This is a genomic window from Thauera carbonicopians, assembly GCF_025699485.1.
Classification (GTDB): domain Bacteria; phylum Pseudomonadota; class Gammaproteobacteria; order Burkholderiales; family Rhodocyclaceae; genus Thauera.
Map to the genome: position 1 here is coordinate 400,670 of NZ_JANUXN010000001.1, position 17,853 is coordinate 418,522.

19 protein-coding genes are annotated in these 17,853 nt (G+C 57.8%); 5 read left to right on the forward strand and 14 right to left on the reverse strand.

Annotated features, from left to right (window positions below):
* Positions 1-152: 152 nt before the first annotated feature.
* The 4 genes from NX068_RS01980 to NX068_RS01995 all read right to left on the reverse strand — a co-directional run bounded on the left by NX068_RS01980 (position 153) and on the right by NX068_RS01995 (position 2,196).
* Complete coding sequence (locus NX068_RS01980; RefSeq protein ID WP_263459610.1) at positions 153-1,208, reverse strand: phage/plasmid replication protein, II/X family; 1,056 nt, start codon at positions 1,206-1,208, stop codon at positions 153-155.
* Complete coding sequence (locus NX068_RS01985) at positions 1,195-1,488, reverse strand: hypothetical protein (protein ID WP_263459611.1); 294 nt, start codon at positions 1,486-1,488, stop codon at positions 1,195-1,197. Before NX068_RS01985 ends, NX068_RS01980 begins: the two co-directional genes overlap by 14 nt.
* Before the next feature lie 140 nt (positions 1,489-1,628).
* Positions 1,629-1,838: a hypothetical protein gene (locus NX068_RS01990; protein WP_263459612.1), complete on the reverse strand. Its 210-nt coding sequence runs from the start codon at positions 1,836-1,838 to the stop codon at positions 1,629-1,631.
* A 10-nt stretch (positions 1,839-1,848) separates the two neighbouring features.
* Positions 1,849-2,196 carry a hypothetical protein gene (locus NX068_RS01995; protein WP_263459613.1) on the reverse strand — a complete coding sequence of 116 codons (348 nt, stop codon included), beginning with the start codon at positions 2,194-2,196 and terminating at the stop codon, positions 1,849-1,851.
* A gap of 153 nt (positions 2,197-2,349) precedes the next feature.
* Here NX068_RS01995 and NX068_RS02000 point away from each other — a divergent pair, with 153 nt between their 5' ends.
* On the forward strand, positions 2,350-2,670 hold the full coding sequence (locus NX068_RS02000; RefSeq protein ID WP_263459614.1) for a helix-turn-helix domain-containing protein: 321 nt from the start codon (positions 2,350-2,352) through the stop codon (positions 2,668-2,670).
* A gap of 122 nt (positions 2,671-2,792) precedes the next feature.
* Complete coding sequence (locus NX068_RS02005; protein WP_263459615.1) at positions 2,793-2,957, forward strand: hypothetical protein; 165 nt, start codon at positions 2,793-2,795, stop codon at positions 2,955-2,957.
* A 56-nt stretch (positions 2,958-3,013) separates the two neighbouring features.
* Here NX068_RS02005 and NX068_RS02010 read toward each other — a convergent pair whose 3' ends face one another.
* Together NX068_RS02010 and def are read right to left on the reverse strand one after the other, a co-directional pair.
* The gene (locus NX068_RS02010) at positions 3,014-4,003 is read right to left on the reverse strand and encodes a diaminopimelate dehydrogenase (RefSeq protein ID WP_263459616.1); all 990 of its coding nucleotides are present in this window, start codon (positions 4,001-4,003) and stop codon (positions 3,014-3,016) included.
* 84 nt (positions 4,004-4,087) lie between these two features.
* On the reverse strand, positions 4,088-4,615 hold the full coding sequence (gene def / locus NX068_RS02015) for a peptide deformylase (RefSeq protein WP_263459617.1): 528 nt from the start codon (positions 4,613-4,615) through the stop codon (positions 4,088-4,090).
* A gap of 205 nt (positions 4,616-4,820) precedes the next feature.
* Here def and NX068_RS02020 point away from each other — a divergent pair, with 205 nt between their 5' ends.
* From NX068_RS02020 to NX068_RS02030, 3 genes are all read left to right on the forward strand, one after another.
* The gene (locus NX068_RS02020) at positions 4,821-5,585 is read left to right on the forward strand and encodes a PEP-CTERM sorting domain-containing protein (protein WP_263459618.1); all 765 of its coding nucleotides are present in this window, start codon (positions 4,821-4,823) and stop codon (positions 5,583-5,585) included.
* Between the two features lie 72 nt (positions 5,586-5,657).
* Positions 5,658-6,095 (forward strand): low molecular weight protein-tyrosine-phosphatase, encoded by a 438-nt coding sequence (locus NX068_RS02025; protein ID WP_263459619.1) that lies wholly within the window; start codon positions 5,658-5,660, stop codon positions 6,093-6,095.
* A 36-nt stretch (positions 6,096-6,131) separates the two neighbouring features.
* Complete coding sequence (locus tag NX068_RS02030) at positions 6,132-6,854, forward strand: SIMPL domain-containing protein (RefSeq protein WP_263459620.1); 723 nt, start codon at positions 6,132-6,134, stop codon at positions 6,852-6,854.
* A 64-nt stretch (positions 6,855-6,918) separates the two neighbouring features.
* Here the strand turns inward: NX068_RS02030 and NX068_RS02035 are convergent, their stop codons facing one another.
* From NX068_RS02035 to NX068_RS02070, 8 genes are all read right to left on the reverse strand, one after another.
* Positions 6,919-8,247, reverse strand: a complete 1,329-nt coding sequence (locus tag NX068_RS02035; RefSeq protein ID WP_263459621.1) for a UDP-glucose dehydrogenase family protein — start codon at positions 8,245-8,247, stop codon at positions 6,919-6,921.
* 39 nt (positions 8,248-8,286) lie between these two features.
* Positions 8,287-9,147: an ATP-grasp fold amidoligase family protein gene (locus NX068_RS02040; RefSeq protein WP_263459622.1), complete on the reverse strand. Its 861-nt coding sequence runs from the start codon at positions 9,145-9,147 to the stop codon at positions 8,287-8,289.
* Between the two features lie 15 nt (positions 9,148-9,162).
* Positions 9,163-10,395 (reverse strand): hypothetical protein, encoded by a 1,233-nt coding sequence (locus tag NX068_RS02045; protein ID WP_263459623.1) that lies wholly within the window; start codon positions 10,393-10,395, stop codon positions 9,163-9,165.
* Between the two features lie 13 nt (positions 10,396-10,408).
* Positions 10,409-11,581, reverse strand: coding sequence for a hypothetical protein (locus NX068_RS02050; protein ID WP_263459624.1), 1,173 nt, complete (start codon positions 11,579-11,581; stop codon positions 10,409-10,411).
* 117 nt (positions 11,582-11,698) lie between these two features.
* Entirely contained in the window at positions 11,699-12,469 is a 771-nt protein-coding gene (locus NX068_RS02055) for a WecB/TagA/CpsF family glycosyltransferase (protein WP_263459625.1), read from the reverse strand.
* A 74-nt stretch (positions 12,470-12,543) separates the two neighbouring features.
* Positions 12,544-13,827 (reverse strand): Vi polysaccharide biosynthesis UDP-N-acetylglucosamine C-6 dehydrogenase TviB, encoded by a 1,284-nt coding sequence (gene tviB / locus NX068_RS02060; protein ID WP_263459626.1) that lies wholly within the window; start codon positions 13,825-13,827, stop codon positions 12,544-12,546.
* 31 nt (positions 13,828-13,858) lie between these two features.
* The gene (locus NX068_RS02065) at positions 13,859-15,427 is read right to left on the reverse strand and encodes an MraY family glycosyltransferase (RefSeq protein ID WP_263459627.1); all 1,569 of its coding nucleotides are present in this window, start codon (positions 15,425-15,427) and stop codon (positions 13,859-13,861) included.
* A gap of 129 nt (positions 15,428-15,556) precedes the next feature.
* Positions 15,557-17,806, reverse strand: a complete 2,250-nt coding sequence (locus tag NX068_RS02070; protein ID WP_263459628.1) for a polysaccharide biosynthesis tyrosine autokinase — start codon at positions 17,804-17,806, stop codon at positions 15,557-15,559.
* Between the last annotated feature and the right edge of the window lie 47 nt (positions 17,807-17,853).

A 17,853-nucleotide genomic window follows, 5' to 3' on the forward strand; every position in this document is an offset into this window, starting at 1 on the left:
CCAGCGCAAACGCCAGGACGGAAAAGCCGGCGTGAAGCAGCGGAGCGATTTCAGAGAGTTCCATCACAGCATCCACTTAATCCACGTAATTAAAAAAGCAGCCGCAGCAACAGTCGCCAAAATCGCATCACCGAACTCAATAGAACCCGGCATCACGCCACCCTGCGCAGTTCTTCCCACGAGCCAACCGGCTGGGCCAATACGATCTTGACCGGACGAAGCGGAATGATCTTCGCGGTATGCATATCACCATCCGTAATGCCGGCCGAACGCAGATAAGCGAGATGCCGCTGAAACGTGCTACGCGGCATATAGCCTTTCACTTGTTCGAAACCAAACTGACGAATGTTCAGCAGCGTTGTAAATGCGGCCTGCGCCCTGCCATCGGTAATCGAATTCTTTTCCTTGATCATCGTCACCACGTCATCCCGATTCATATCTCGCACCTCCACGCCATCGACCAGCGGCCCAAAAAAATCCATGTAAAGTTTCTGCAACGCCTCTTCGGTGAGGTCCCACCATTTGCCGCCCTTCTCTTCCATGCGGCGAAACCATTTCGCTGCCCGGGTGTGTTCCAGGCGCAGCAGCCTATCGGCGAGTGTGAGTTGATCTTCCGAGACGGACACTTTTCCTTTCCGGTTCAGCATTCGAAGCTGTGGCCCCTTGTGGTAAGCCTTTCCTTTCGTCAAATCGGATTTGGGGTTCCATGAGACGGTGTCACCGCCGTTCTTGGCGCTCGACGCCTTGCGACGGCCGCCGTCCGTCACCATCAGCATCTGGAGCGCTTGCTTGACGCTATCGTAGTCCGGCAGCAGGTAGTTACCGGTGATGTCGATCCGGCGGCACTGCCACGCGGTGTAAGCCGGTAGAAACGCCTGCAGGGCCTTCCTGGCGACGCTGATAACGGTTTCGGCGCACTTGATGATGTCGAGGCTGCCGAAGACGTTCAGGCCGTCGTGCGCAAGGCTGGCAGGCGATCCGGCGACAACGAGATACTCATCCTTGCCGTCCGACTGGATCTGCCACACCAAGCCCACGGTATCGGAGCGGAGCTTATCGACGTCGAGGGTATTCTTTTCCCACATCAGCGCACCGTCGGAATCGAAGCACTGCATGCGGCCCCGGCAGTTCATCACGCGATCCCACAGGGCTTGACCCATCGACGGATGCAGCTTGATGCGGAGCGTGAGCCAATCAATGAGGAACATCAGTTCCGCCCCTATGCCAGCGTTTTGATGCCATTTGGTAGCCGGTCCGCATGGCAACGCCTAATTGTTCCTGGACGAGCTTGCGGCGCCGCTCTTGCACCGCTTCCGGCACGTTCGGACCACCGACCGACTGATTCAGAAACAGCCGTTCGCACTCTTGAACCTGATCACGCCAATACTGCGCATTGCGAAAATCCATATCGGCGATAAACCAGAAATGCGCCCGCACCAAGCGAGTGAAGGCGCATTCCGTGGCGGCGAAATAGGGATGCAGTTGCATGGTTCAGGCAACCCGGTGGAACATTCCGATGGGATTAACGCCAGCGCGAACGAATTCGGCGCGAGAGAAAGATGGCGTCAGCTTCGAGAGGCGAACCGAGATCAGGACGCGGACCATTTCTGTAACGGAGACGGAATACATCACTCAACCTTAGAATCATCCAAACACATATGATCAAAACCCAGCGCCTTCATGAATTCCCGATACTCATCAGCAGGAAGCTCGCATCCAATAAAAACAACCAAATTACGAGCAGTACGGTCTTCAATATCCGAACCGGATTCGGCAACACTCGACGATGCCAAATCGCGAGCACGAGCCGCCAAATTGATCAAATGCCTGGTGTCCATGGCCGCCCCTTTACTCTTCGATGGCAAAAAGGCGGACATCGGCGGTCTGGATTTGGCGGATTTCGCCGGTTTCCCTATCCGTCGATTTGAAGGAGCGGCGATAACCGCCGATGCGGACGCGGACCTGCACGTCATCCTCGATCTCGCCCAGGCGACCTTTGGCCAGGATGCTGACCGTGGCCGGCGACGAGTACGGATCCGGCGCGGGCATGACGACGAGGTTTTCCCAAACCGTGCTGTTGCCGGTCGGGCGGCGTACCAGGACGAGACGGCCCCGGATGATGGCCTCACCGGCCTTGATGCCGGGCTTCGATTGGGTTGCGGGCATTTCCGCTACTTGGGCTGCTGCTGCGCTCATGGCGATTTCCTCTTGACTTGTCGTGGTCCGCTTCAGTAACTGCCACTGAGTCGGAATCTATCAATGTGACAGATTGATACGATTTCTATCAAACCGATAGACACTTGTCAATACGACAGACCGCAACTACCCTACTGAGCAGGAGGTAGCACCATGGAAATCAACGAGAAATGCGAAGAAGTCATGAAGGCACGAGGCTGGACCTTGCGCCGCCTAGCCGAAGAAATCGGCATGAACGAGAACAACCTTTCAGCGGCACGGAAAGGACGCAGGACCATGCCCGCGCATGCCCTGATCCGCCTCGAAAGGCTTCGAGGCACCGACGATCACTCGATCATCGAGCAGTTACTTAGGACAGCGGCATGCATTACGCTTGTAGCATGCGCTTACTTATTCAATGACTCGTTGCAAGGCATTGAATATGCAGGGGTTTTGATGGCTGGATGGACCGATTACAAATTATCGCGGTTTTGACGCCTTCTCGAGTCGATTGTTTTCTAGTCCGCCTCTCGGCCTACCAGCAACATGAAAATTCATGTGTTTCAGTGTGACCGGCGTCATGGATACCACTCCTTTGTCTGGTTACCATGCTCTCCATGAAAACCAATGTTCTGGTCACGCTCGTTGCGCTGATCGCGTTCCTCGGCATCGTCTCGTTGTTGCTGTTCGCCAGCAAGGCACCGACGCATATACGCATCCAGCCTGTTCAAGTATCCGGGGCCACAGGATCGTCGACGCCGGGCTCCGCTTCACACAACTGAGCGCCATGGTGGCCGTGGGTCGATGACCCCTCGGCCACATGCAAATGAAGAACCGATTAAAGCAGCTCTTTGCGCAGTTGAGCCGGTGTTTTGATCGATAGCAACCCGGGCGCTACATCGAAGGCGGTCTTGGCGCCGAACTGGCCCTGTACGTTCAGCCGATAGGCTGCCCGCGCATAGGCCACCAGAACGCTGGCGGTGAATTCGGGATTGCTTTCGAGCTGGAGCGAATACTCGATCACTTGGGCGTGCGCTTCGCTGGTGTTGCCGCTGCGAATGACGAAGCCTCCATGCGGCATGCGTTTATGTTCGCGGAGCAAAGTCTCTTCGCTGATGAAATGGACCGCGGTGTCGTAATCGGCAAAATAGTTGGGCATGGTGACGATGGCTTGCTCGACTTCGGCTGCATCGGCGCCTTCGTTCAGCACGACGTAACATTCACGCGTGTGCTTCTGACGGATCGTCAGTTCGGGGCGCGAGCCACTGCGCACTTGCTCGATCGCGTCCTGTGACGGCAGCGTGTACTGCACCCCCGCCTTAACCCCAGGCACGCGGCGAATGGCATCGGAGTGCCCCTGGCTCAGCCCCTTGCCCCAGAACGTGTACGTTGCGCCATCGGGCAGCAAGGCTTCGCCATACAGGCGATTGATGGAAAACATGCCTGGATCCCAGCCGATGGAAATCAAGGCCGTTTTGCCGTTTGCGCGTGCCGGCGCGTCAACCGCGTCGAAGTACTCAGGGATGCGTGCATGCGTGTCGAAGCTGTCGACGATGTTGAACCTTGCCGCCATCTTTGGTCCCTGGCGTGGCAGATCGTCCTTGGAGCCGCCACATAGAATCAATACGTCGATCGTGTCACGATGGTCGGACAATGCATTGATGGGCCGTACTGGGGTCTGTGCGGACAACGGCTTCACCGACTCCGGCGGACGGCGAGTGAATACGCCGACCAGGGTCATGTCCGGGTTTCTGGCGATGGCGGCCTCGACGCCGCGCCCCAGGTTTCCGTAGCCGGCGATACCGATGCGGATTTGCGTGTTGTCCATCAGGAAACTCACTCCAACTTTGAGAGAATGAATGCTCGCGTAGCGCCCTGCTCATGGGCACGCATGCAATGTTCGATCCCGCGCTCAGCGCCCTTCCATGTCTGGAAACAGCACATCGGTGAACCCGAAGCGGGTGAAGTCGCTGATCCGCATCGGATACAGTACCCCGGCGAGATGATCGCATTCATGCTGCACTACACGGGCATGAAAACCCTCGGCCACGCGATCGATGGATTTCCCTTGCGGGTCGAAGCCTTGGTAGTGAATGCGTCGATGGCGTGCCACCATACCACGCAACCCGGGGACCGACAGACAGCCCTCCCACCCCTCCTCCATCATGTCGTCCAGCGGCGTGATGATCGGATTCAGCAGGATCGTGCGCGGTACTGCCGGGGCATCAGGATAGCGTTCGCTGTGCTCGAAACCGAAAATCACCAACTGCAGGCCGGCGCCGATCTGCGGCGCCGCCAGACCAACACCGCCATTTGCGGTCATCGTGTCGAACATGTCGGCGATCAATTCGTCCAGTTCAGGCGTTCCGAACGACGTGACGGGTTTGGCCTGTTCGAGGAGACGCGGATCTCCCATGCGCAAGAGTGTACGAGCAACCATTGTTTTCACCAGAAATTTGTCGGGATAATTTACACTCGTGCTGCAAACTTTTTGAAACAGTCATGGAAATATTATTTATTTCAGCTATTTGATCAAGTTGGTGTAAATATTGCTTTAGAATGGCCTGCGACCTTCACGTTGCGACGACGTTAAACCCTCGCACTCTGGCCACACGCCAGCCGTGACGTACAGACAGGAATCACTCATGAAGAAAACTGCCTTCATCGCTGCCACCGCGGCTCTCGCTACCTTCAGTGCCGGAGCATCGGCTGCTTATGTCAGTCAGGTCAATAGCCTCAGCGGCGGTTTCAGCATCGCTGGATTTGCCGACGGCTCGCCGAACACCTACACGGTCAGCCTCACCGGCCTTTCAGGCAGCGGCGTGGTCAACCTTGGTCCGAGTGGCAGCTATGAAATCAGCGCCGGGTCCGGCACCTCGGGTGGAAGCGCTTCGGTCGAGCTCACTGTGCCGCTGCTCGGAAGCCGTACGTTCACGACAAGCAGCCTCACCTCGCTGTTCACCGGCAACGTCAGCTTCAGTGGCCTGGCCGAGGGCAACTACCCCTTCGCCTTCGGTGCTGGTGCCGTCACCACACCCATCGGCGTCAATTTCAGCGGTAGCTATGGTGGCTCCACGACCATGGGTATTCTCGGCTTCCTGAATTCCCTGCTGGGGACTTCGTTCGTCGATCCGTCGGGGGCCGGCACTTTCAGCGTCGAAGGTACGATCACTGACACGTCGGTCGTTCTGGAGGTCACTGAAACTGCTGTTGGCTGGCCTGGCGCAGGTCAGCTCCTGCTCGACTTCATCGGCAACGTTCCCGTCATTGGCGGCAGCTTCAGCATCGACAATCTGGCGATCACCGCAACGCCGACCTCGACTCAGGTGCCCGAACCCGCTTCCCTCGCTCTGCTGGGCCTGGGCATGGCTGGTCTCGCCGTACTCCGCCGCCGTAAGCAAGCCGCCTGATCCCGTTGCTTCAGTAACATCTCGAAACCGACGCCCTCGACGAAGGGCGTCGGTTTTTTTTACGCTAGGCCCATGTTCGAAAAGATACTCATCCTTTGCACGGGCAACATCTGCCGCAGTCCATTGGCCGAAGCCCTTCTCCGCGACCGCGCACAGGCGCAGGACAAGAAGGTTCTCGTTCGTTCCGCCGGCATTGGCGCTCTCGTCGATCACGGTGCCGACCAGACTACCCAGCAGGTGGCCGGCCTGCACCAGATCGATCTTGGTGGCCATCGGGCACAACAGCTCAACCTCGAGTTGACGCGCTGGGCCGATCTCATTCTCGGCATGGAAAAGCATCATCTCGACTACACGAACGACCTCGATCCAACCACGCGCGGCAAGACCTTCCTGCTCGGCCACTGGAGCAAGGCCGAAGTGCCCGACCCCTATCGCAAGCCGCAGGAAGCCCACCAGCTGGCTTATGACATCATTGCCGAAGCCGTCGAGCAATGGATCGCCAGGATTTGATGCTGTCCCCTTCCCCAACCTTCCTGGAGCCCTCTCATGTCTGAAACACGAATCGGCCTGCTTCCTGCCCTGCTGCTCGCCGGCGGTGTTGCATTTGCAGGCTTTCAGGTAGGAAAGGGGATCGAGCACTTCAGGATGGCCGATCGCAGCATCACCGTGAAAGGCCTTGCCGAACGTGACGTAAAAAGCGATTTCGCGGTATGGACCCTGAGTTTCCGCCGTGCGGCAGATGAGTTCGGCACCGTTCAACGAGCGCTGACCACGGATCGCGAGCAGATCGTGTCCTTCCTGCACAGCCAGGGGTTCGAGGATGCGGAGATCGAGATACGTCCGCTGCAGGTGCAGGATCTTCTCGCACGCGAATATGGTCCCGAGCGTGTCGCCCTGCGTTTCAACGGCCAGGGGCAAGTCACGGTGAAGTCTGCTCGGGTCGATGCCGTCGCCGCCGCCTCGAACAAGGTCGACCCCTTGATTGCTGCCGGCATCCAGCTCGGCGGAGATGGCCAGGGGGAATGGCCGCGCTATCAATTGCGCGGCTTCAACGACATCAAGCCCCTGTTGCTGGAAGAAGCTACACGCAGCGCACGCGAGCAGGCCGGCAAGTTCGCGGCCGATGCCGGCGCCCGTCTGGGGCCATTGAAGAGCGCAAACCAGGGCGCCATCCGCATCCTGGACGACGACGGCAGCGACATGGACAGCTCGCGTACCATCGGCAAGCGCTTGCGCGTTGTCAGTACGTTCGAATTCGGACTGGAATGAAGGGGAAGCCGAGTCCAGCCAGCGGGTCTGGTTTTGGCCCGCTGGCTCCTTCACTCAACGCCTGTCAGGCGCGCCCCACGCTGTAATACGACCACCCATCTTCGCGAAGACGCGTAGGCGAATACAGATTCCGCCCGTCAACCACGACTTTCTCTTTCAGACGGTTCTGCATCTCATCAAAGTCGGGCGCACGGAATTGCTGCCATTCAGTGCAGATGCAAAGTGCGTCAGCGCCCTCGAGTGCAGCGTACTTGTCGCGAGCAAGCTGCAAATCGTCTCTGGTTCCGTAAATGCGTCTAGTCTCTTCCATCGCCACTGGATCGAACGCATGGACCTGTGCACCAGCAGCCCACAGAGCCTCGATGAGCGTCCGGCTGGGGGCTTCACGCATGTCGTCCGTGTTCGGCTTGAAGGCGAGCCCCCAGATGGCAATCTTCTTACCTGCCAATCCCTCGACCCCACTGAAGTGTCGCGCAAGCTTGGAGAACAATACGCCTTTCTGGCGGTTGTTCACCGTTTCCACCGCCTTGAGCAATGGTGCTTCGTAGCCGATCTGATCTGCCGTGCGGCCCAGGGCCTGTACGTCCTTGGGGAAGCAGCTGCCCCCGTAACCGCAACCAGGGTAGATGAAGTGATAGCCGATGCGTGGATCCGAACCGATGCCCTTGCGCACCTCTTCGATGTTGGCGCCCAGGATTTCGGCCATGTTGGCCAGCTCATTCATGAAGCTGATCTTGGTGGCGAGCATTGCATTGGCGGCGTACTTGGTGAGCTCCGCGCTGCGAACATCCATGAACATCGTTCGTTCATGATTGCGATTGAAAGGCTCGTACAGCTCGTGCATCAGTTCGCGCGCCTTCTCGGATTCTGTGCCGATGATGATACGGTCAGGTTTCAGGAAGTCGCCCACCGCCGCACCTTCCTTGAGAAACTCAGGATTCGACACAACATCGAAGGGAAGGTCCACAGTGCGTTCGGCAAGAACTGTGGTTATTCGCTCGCACACCTTGTCGGCAGTGCCTACCGGTACGGTCGATTTGTTGATGACGACCTTGTAGCCCTGCATATGGCGGGCAATGCTTTCGGCTACGGCAAGCACGTATTGCAGATCGGCCGAGCCATCCTCGTCCGGCGGCGTGCCCACTGCGATGAACTGTACCTGTGCGTGGGCGACGCCCCGTGCAACATCTGTGGTGAAGGCCAGCCGCCCTTCGGCGACGTTGCGTGCAACGATGGCCTCCAGGCCTGGCTCCCAAATCGGCAACTGCCCTTGATTGAGTCGATCGATCTTTCCTTGGTCGATATCGAGGCAGACAACATTGTGACCGACTTCTGCCAGGCATGCACCGGTCACCAAGCCCACATAGCCCGTTCCAAAGATAGATAGTTTCAAAATATTCTCCTTAAAAGATGTAAAAGGCGCATGAGCGAATCAAGCCATCATGAGATGTGCCAGTTCTGCGTCGAACTGGGCTGGCGCGAACGCAAGATTCCCGTTTGCAGGTAGAAAGGTCAGTTCGCCGAAGAAAATTCGATCCTTGACGATGTAAAAATCCACCCTAACGAAGCGAAAAGGTTTCGACAATGCTTGCGCAAGCCCGACCATTTCGTCCAGCTTCCTGGGGCGCTCGACGTCTGCGCCACCTGGAAACCCTACCCTGCTTATCTCCAGCCTATTCCACTCAGAGTCGTAGTAAGCCTGCCTGAGAACACCTTGATCCCTGTCCGAGATCACTTGAATCATTTTTACGGAGCCATAGAAGCAGTAGACCTTGTAGTCCAGTAGTGATGCACGAACGCCATCGTCAAGAAATTTTTCGGCGAAAACCCTATTCCTTACCGCTTGGTACTGAGGTTCGCGAGTCAGCCGGTAATAATCCGACCGCAGCCATTCCCTGGCCATCGCCCTGATCTCGGACTCCCGTACTTTGCTCTTGTCCGTGACGATGAAGTTCGAGCCGGAACCGTTGTTGAGCTTCAAGACGAAGCGATCGGGCAAGGCGTCCAGCTTGATGGACTCCGCGTCATCATAGACTTCGATGATGTCGTTCAGATATTCCTGCCCGATGGTGCGGGAGATGAAGTTCCTCACCTCGATCTTGTCGACATAGTCAGGAAATCTCTGGAGCCCCCCATGGAGCTTGTACCAATACATGGCCTCCGCAAGCGTCCCAGGGTTAGATACATTCGGAAACCTGCGAAACTTGGCCCAGAAAACAAGATAGCAATAAGCCTTGTCCGGGAGCCAGAAAAAAAACAGGGAAAATCCTCGTTTGAAAAAACTCTTCAGCACCGATCAAACCTCGAATCAAAAGACGGAAAAAACTTTCTGGCGAACGACGAGCATCAATCCTGCTGCCACCACCTCCCCTGCACTCATGGCAACCACGATCAATGTCGGGCTGAACCCGTTGATTCCCATGATGAGGACAATGAGGGCGTATACGGCCGCCCCGGCCAAGATGGAGAAAAGATTCTCCCTGTAGCGATCGGCAACCTGCAGAACGAGGGAAAACGCTGTTCGACTCAGCCTGAGGAGCAGGACGGCACCAAAAACGAGCAGGAGTGCCGTCAGGTCGCCTCTGTTCCCCCCGCCAACCGTCATGGAGTCAGGTATGAATGGATACAGGAAATATCCGGCCACTCCATTCAGGACAATCAATGTGGAAAAACCTGCGATATAGATGAACGTGAATTTATCGATCGCCGTGCGATTCTTCTTTTGCAGAATATTGAATAGCCGGGGTCTGATCAGTGGCGTTAGCGTAGAGTAGGCGAGCACCGCGGGCCTGTACAGCAGATAGGCAAACGCTACGGGCGCATATGCTGCCGCTCCATATAGGAAGGTGATGATGTAAGCATATGAGTTATTCAGGACGTCGGTACATACTGCTGCTAGGCACGCATAACCTCCTCTTTTCTTGAAGCCGGCCCGGAACGGTTCAAGTCCGGCCGTGAATTGCTCCGTGAAATAAGATCCCCATGTCCTGAATCCCAGGAAGGTCAGCGACAATATGTTTGCTGCAATAAGACAGAATCCGATGAACTCCAGTGAGAAGAATCCTGAAAAATAGACGATGCCAACGAGGCTCAGGGAGGAAACGGAGAAAAAAGTATCCGAGCGGCCGACGTAATCATTCTCTCCCGCAATGTTCATGAAGGATCTGATGTACCATCTGAACACGCCAAGACCGGTTGCCATGCCATAAGCTGCGGCCGCAAAAACGTTCGAAGACGAAATGTATACGATGACCCCCTGCACCAAAACGGCAAGAAAGGAGTATATGGTGTTGGCAAGAAAATATGATTTTATTCCTTTGTCACGCTCCTCTTCGTTTTCAGACCATAAGTTGAGGACTGAGGTCGATAGAATTGCGGTCGACGCAGAAAGCGAGAAAGTCCACGTCAGCTGGTACAAAGAGAAAACGGCAAATGCTTCAGCCCCGACCTCCTTCAGCAGGAGCAAGGCAATGACAAGGCTTGAAATTGCGACGGCAACTCCGCCACTCAAGAAACTCAACAGCTTTCGATAGGTCAGCACAAATCACTCGCTATCAGAAATTGCCATTTTTTACTGCTTCGCTACCATATCCATCCTGCCCCGCACTTTCCTCATCGGAGTTTTTCGTGAATAGCAACGCTAGTGCGAGAGCGGAGAAAATGCTGTTGAACGAAGAGACGGACAGGCCGGAAATTATCAGGACGAGAGCGACGCAGAGGACGTCGCGAAGCGAGCCGCCTGCCTTTCGTATCCCGAGCAGCACAAATGCATTCAAGAACACAAATCCGATCAGGCCGTGGTCGAAAATCACCCTGAGTATGTATGAATGAAGGATCACCGAGTAGCACAGCGTCGAATCACCTGAGAAGCTGAAGAGCCCCGAATAAAAAGACAGCAGATCACACGACCCCGCACTCAGCGGAGTAATTCGCGGAGCTCCAAAAATGTAGCCCAGCGCTCCGTAATTCTGCATCTCATGGAGAAATACCATCAGGAATCTGAAGCGATCGATATTCTCAAAGCCGTCCTGCGTACGGGAAAGGAACAACTCATACCCTACCGCAGCAATGGCGAACGTCGCTGCCATGGCTGCGGTTGTCCGAACGTTCCATTCCCGAATGAAGGTGAAAACATAAACGGCGCCTACTGCGAGAATGGCGCTCCGCGAGCCGGAAAGGAAGACAATCGCGAAAAGGGGAATGAATGCGATGAAGCTGTTCTTGAAGCAATGACGAAGGCGATAGTAGAGAAGTATTATGAAAACCAGTTCGAAGTTGTTCTCGACGAAAAGCCCTGGCCTCAAACGCATCTTCGCGTCCAATCCCAGTAGAATGGAATAACCATATTTTATTGCGAAAGCTCCCAGCAACACCCAGTAGAAGGCTATGAGAGAGTCCCGGGAGCAAAGCCTCTTGCCTATGAAGAGGCTCAGGATACATACATAGAGAAACGCCTTATATGCAAGCAGGAAGTCCAGCGCATGGATGTCACGGAAGCCTATGCTCCATATGGCCGAGATGATGACGTACGCGAGTGTTGCATAGACGAACGATGATGCACTCCGTAGCAGTTCTCCGGCCATGAGGCATGCCATGAGAAAAAAGGCGAGCTCAAGAATCCCATTTGATGGGAGTAAATTGTACTTGTATGGCGAAAGAATTCCGGTCAATGCCAGAAAGAGCATTGGGAAGTAGAGCAAGAACTGCAGCAGCCTGTTCTTTGTCATGCCTTGGAGCCTTGGTCTTCGCACATGGGCGAGTGGGCTACTGCCACGCAAAAAAGGAATCTATTGCATGAAATGCCTGATCCGGAATGTCGATTTGCAGCGCGACTCATTCTGCAGTCATTTTGATGCGGTCAGCATTATGTAAATGGCGTGAGAATTGGTCACGACATTTCTTTTTATCAACCTCTTGGGGTCCAGCATCATGCGGTGCAGCCACTCAAGGCCTGCACTCTGCATCCAGAGCGGAGCGCGACGATTCTTTCCCGAGAGAAAATCGAACAGTCCGCCGCATGTCTTGATCCAGCCCACTCCTTTTAGCTTTTCTATGTTCCGGATGCAGAAAATTTGCTCTTTGGGTTTGCCCAAGCCTACCCACAAGACATCAGCGCCCGAACGAACGATCTCCCGGCATATTTCATCCTCTTCGGAAGAGTCGAAATATCCATGCCGATGTCCGGCAATCTTCAGTTCTGGATAGAGGCGCCTGATCGTATCGATGGATTTGTTGTTCTGTTCGGCACTCGCGCCCAGGATGTAGAAGCTGAGCCCTTCCCTTTGAGCCCGCTTTGCTGCATCGTGAAAAAAATCCGTCGTCGCAATGCGTTCAGGAAGAGCGGTGTCAGACAAATATCTGGAGGCGAATACCAGGGATTGACCATCTGCTTGGATGTAGTCGGCTTCGGTCATTGCCCTCTCGAAAACCTTGTCGGTCCGTGTCAGGGAAAGCGCTTGTGCATTCATTGAGAATGCAAGCTTCGGCAAAAGACTGCCAGACGAATTCCTTGCCGCGATGCAGTCGTCCAGCATGATCTGGGCGAATTGCTCTCGCGTAACGGCGATGTGGGGCCATCCGCCAATGCGGCTGAAGCTATGGTGTAAGTTGCTCATGATACAAAATCGGCAAATAATCGGAGCGGCCTCGTTGTCGGCCGGAATGGGAAGTGTTGGCAGTCGGTGCCACCTCACAGGCGCAGATCCGCCGCATCGCGCGGCAGCACATACTTCAGGTCGTACAGCACATGCTGGCGCTTGCCCAACGCGCGGATGCCCTGGTCGCTGAGCGTCTTGAACTGGTCGTGGGCCACGGCGACGACGATGGCGTCGTAAGTGCCCGGCGCCGGAATCTGGATCGGCGTGATGCCGTACTCATGCTCCGCTTCGGCTGGATCCACCCAGGGGTCGTACACGTCGGCCGCCATGCCGTACTCCCCCAGTTCCTTGACGATGTCCACGACCCGCGTGTTGCGCAGGTCCGGGCAGTTCTCCTTGAAGGTCAGGCCCATGATCAGGATCTTCGCGCCTTCGACCTGGATGCGCCGCTTGAGCATCGCCTTGACCAACTGCGACACCACGTAGGCGCCCATGCCGTCGTTGAGCCGGCGGCCGGCCAGGATGATCTCCGGGTGGTAGCCGATCGCCTGCGCCTTGTGGGTGAGGTAGTACGGATCCACGCCGATGCAGTGCCCGCCGACCAGGCCCGGACGGAACGGCAGGAAGTTCCACTTGCTGCCAGCGGCTTTGAGCACCGCCTCGGTGTCGATGCCCATGCGGTTGAAGATGATGGCCAGCTCGTTGATCAGCGCGATGTTGACGTCGCGCTGGGTGTTCTCGATGACCTTGGCCGCTTCGGCCACCTTGATGCTTTCGGCCTTGTGGGTGCCGGCGACGATGATCTGGCGGTACAGCGCATCGACCAGGTCGGCGACCTCGGGCGTGGAGCCGGAGGTGACCTTGCGGATGGTGGAGACGCGGTGCTCCTTGTCGCCCGGATTGATGCGCTCGGGGCTGTAGCCGGCGTAGAAATCGACGTTGAAGCGCAGCCCGGAATGTTGCTCCAGCACCGGCACGCAGTCTTCCTCGGTGGCGCCGGGATAGACGGTGGATTCGTAGATGACGATGTCGCCCTTCTTGAGCACCTTGCCGATGGTCTCGCTGGCCTTGACCAGCGGTGTCAGGTCCGGCTGCTTGTGCTCGTCGATCGGCGTCGGCACGGTGACGATGAAGACATTGCAGGCGGCCAGGTCCTGCACATCGGCGCTGTAACGCAGCCCCGTGGCTTCGCGCAGCTCTTCGTCCGAGACTTCGAGCGTGGCGTCGTGGCCACCCTTGAGTGCGTCGATGCGTGCCTGATTGATGTCGAAGCCGAGCACGTCGCGCTGCTTGGCGAATTCCACCGCCAGCGGCAGGCCGACGTAGCCCAGGCCGATGACGGCGAGCTTGATCTGATCGAGGGTTTGGACAGTCATGATGGTTGAGACTTCGCGTATATGAAAAAAATCAGTGTCTTGCAATCAGAGTGTCGGGGGCGCCGACGGGCTCCTCACCTTCCGTGTTCTTGTGCTTGACGTCCTGATCGAGGATTCGGCCATGATCGACGTAAGTGAAGGACTCCTCCAGCAGCTCGCGCTTGCGCTGCCGGCGGCTGCGCGCCCGCATCTCGACTGCGGGCTCATCCTGATTGATCCGACGATCGTTGAAAGGGTCTCGATGGACATAGCTGCGAATATAGACTCCGTTATAAGGATGCAGTGCTTTCCGTATCAAGCGCAGATATTCGATTTGATGGGTCAGGGGCGCGGTTTCATCGTCAAGCATGATCTCCACCACCGCATATCGCATGCTGGGACTGCCATCGGCCTCCATGCGTTGATACAGGCGAGTCCGGAAAGCGGTGTTGTCGCGCAGTTGAGGAGCAATCAGTTCATTGATCTGCTCGACATGCTCGAGTGCGCAGTTGCCGAAGAACACGCCGCAGTTGGCGGCAGGCGTGAGATGCAGGTAACGGTGAATACTGCGCAGTGCGGGTACGAAACGCCATGGGCGCGCCGTGACCGCGACGTATGCGGCAAACAGGAACAGAAAGGCCATGAACATCACGCTTTCTGGCACGCCCCAGAGCAGGCCGCTGACGCCGATCCCTCCCAGCACGAGGTGCAGCAAGCCGATGGAGGTCACCACGTCCTCGACGCGAAAGCCTGCTCGTTGCAACAGGTGGTGCAGATGGTAGCGATCGGGTGTGAACGGAGACTGCCCCATCAGCACTCGGCGCACCATGACGCTGAGCGTGTCGATGAGCGGGATGGCGAACAGCCACAGCGCGGCAACGGGACTGATCAGTGCATTCTCTCCCTGGGTCAGGCTGATGAGCAGCCATACGATCAGCAGTCCCAGCGTCATGCTGCCGTTGTCGCCCATGAAGGTACGTGCGCGGTGCTGTCGTCCATGACGCATGTTGAACCACAGAAACCCCCCCACTCCGCCCAGCAGGGCCATCGACAGCAGGTGCATCGGGCCGTCCCCGCCAAAGCCCGTCATCAGTGCGATCAACAGCAGCGTGACGCCGGCGATGGTGCCGACCAGTCCGTCGATGCCATCGACCATGTTGAGCGCGTTGATGCCGCCGATGGTGGCGAAGACGGTGAATGGCACGGCCAGAGCGCCGAGCGCGACATTGCCGGTAAACACCATGTTGCCCAGGCTGGTCAGCGAAATGGCGCCGCCATAAACCATGACCAGGGCAAGCACGGCCTGAACGACGAGCCGGATCCTGAAACCGAGCTTCCAACGATCGTCCACCAGCCCCACCAGGAACATCGTGCCGCCGCAAATCAGCAGCGAGATCCACGCGGTAGTTTGGGCGGGATAAAGGCTGATCAACATCACGACCGCGAGCAGCAATGCGGCCATTATTCCGAAGCCGCCGATGAAGGGGGTGACGTGCTCGTGCTGTTTGTGCTCTCCGGGGTGGTCGATCAAGCCCGCGCGCGGAGCCAGCGCAATCATTGCGCGTATGACGATGGCGGAAACCAGGATAGCCAGCGGTAGAACGATGAGCCCATGCATCATGAGAGCCTCCTTTTTTGAAGTCGAACATGCCCGGCGAGGCGACGTCGGGGTGCGCGCTCGAGAAGCTGAGGTGCCGTCAGGCGGGCGCCTGCAGATTGGGGGCGCCCGTGTGGAGTGCTTGCCTGGTGGTCAGGTGGAATATTTGTACTGGTACTGATAACCCTGGTAGCCGAAGCGGTGCCGTTGTCGTTGCAGGTCCAGGCCATTGAAAACGAATCCCTTGACGCTCACGCCACCCTGCTCCAGGCGCTTGACGGCCTGGTCCAGCTCGCCGATCGGATGGCGGCCTGCCCGCGCGACCAGAAGCGTGGCGCCCGTCAGGCGGCCAACGATCGCGGCATCGGACACGGCAAGTACGGGAGGCGCGTCGACGATCAGCACATCGCACTGCGCTTCCAGGCCATGCAGCAGCGCCGCGAAACGCTCGTGCATCAACAGCTCCGAGGGGTTCGGCGGAATCTGGCCGGTCGTGACGATGGACAAGCCGTCCACGATGGTCGGGCGCACGATCGATTCGAGTGGCAGACCGCTGGTAATGAACTCGGAAATCCCGCCATTGCGCGGCAGCGCGAACTCCTTGTGGATGTGCCCTTTGCGCAAGTCGGCATCGACGATGATGACGCGCTTGCCGCTCTGGGCCAGCACGGCACCGAGATTCTTGGAAATGAAGCTCTTGCCGACGCCCGGCGCCGGGCCGGTGATCAGCACCGAACCACGATCTGCGCCCAGCAGGGCAAAATGCAGCGTCGTGCGCAGGCTGCGCAGGCTTTCCACTGCGCCGTCGTCCGGATGCGTCACCGCCAGCAGTTCGCCGGCACTCTTGCCGCGCTTGATGCGGCGATCGACCTCCTCCTCGGCCTTGCTTTCCGGCACGGTGGCATACACGGGTAGCGAGAGTTCGCGTTCGATGGTCTCCGGGTCCTCGACGACCACCCGCAGGGCGCGAATCGCCCAGACCGTGCCCAGGCTGATCAGCGTGCCGATCACCCCCGATAGCAGAACGATGAGCGCCTTGCGTGGAGCGATGGGCTGGAGTGCAGTGACCGCGCTGTCGATGATGCGCACGTCGCCTACCGTGCCCGCCCGGGCGACGCGCAACTGCTGCGCGCTATTGAGCAGGTTGGTGTAAAGCGCGGTGGACACCTCGACGTCGCGATGCAGCCGCAGCGCCGTCTGCTGCGTATCCGGCAGGCGAGAAACGTCCTTGTCCAGGGTACTGCGCAGTGCCCGCAGACGGGCGATCTGCGAGTCCACCGACTGGACCTGCGGGTGCTCGGCAGTGAAGCGCTGACGAAGCTCATCGCGTTTCTGTTGCAGCACGACGATGTCGTTGTCCACTTTGACGATGGAACTGAGCATCGCCTGCGTTTCCATCGTCAGATCGATGGATCCGCGGTTCTGGCGGTAGTTGTTGTAGGCAGCTTCCGCCGTATCCAGTTCGTTCTTGAGTTCCGGCAACTGGGTCTCGAGGAAAGCCAGCGTGGACTCGGCTTCCGCGGAGCGGTATTCCACGTTCTGCCGTACATAGGCATTGAGTATTTCGTTCAGGATGGCCGATGCCCGGGTACGGTCGAAGTCGGAAAAAGCGACCTCGATCACGTTCGACTGACGGGCGCGTTCCCGCACCTCCAGCGCCTCACGCAGTGAGGCGATCGCCTCGGCCTGGTCGCGCCGGGACACCTCGAAACGGGTTCCGGGACGTGCGACGAGCTCGGCCACGAACAGGCTGGCGTGCTCACTGGTGACCGGGGTGCCCACGGCACCTTGTGCAAGCAGGTTGCCGTCATCATCGAGAAGCTGGAACTGTTCCCCCTCCTCCACCACGAGAGTCAGCGGCGCACCGACGAGATCCGGCGCGACCTCGAGGCTCTGCAGTGTGATGCGTTCTCCTCCCCAGGCGTAGCTGGACAAGCCGAGGAGCGGTTCCGCCGGCACATCGGCATTGGCGTGACGACGGGCCACGGCGCGACCGACGACTGGGAAATACTGTGGTTCGGCGGTAGTGGAGAGACTGAGGCGTTCGACGACACGGCTGAGGATCATGCGCGAGCGCAGGATTTCGAGTTCTGCGGCAACCGACGTGGAATCACCCAGAACGGCCTCGACATCGCGCAGCGCGGCGATTCCACCCTTGGCCGTGCCCTTGTCCTCCACCTGCAGCATGGCGTCGGCACGATAGATGGGAGTGGACACCAGTGCGACGAACACGCCCACGGAGGTCACCAAAGCGGTGATGGCGAGGATGAGCCACTTGTATTCGAACAGGGTGGCGATGATTTCACCCAGATTGATGAAATCGTCCGTCCTGCCTCGCTGGCTGGACGCGTGGTTGTGTTGGGCCTCGTTGATGGGAACGGTGTGCGGAGTCTGTCGAGCCAAAAGTGGAGCTTCCTGAAATGGGTTCGATCAAGTGCAATAGTGTGCGT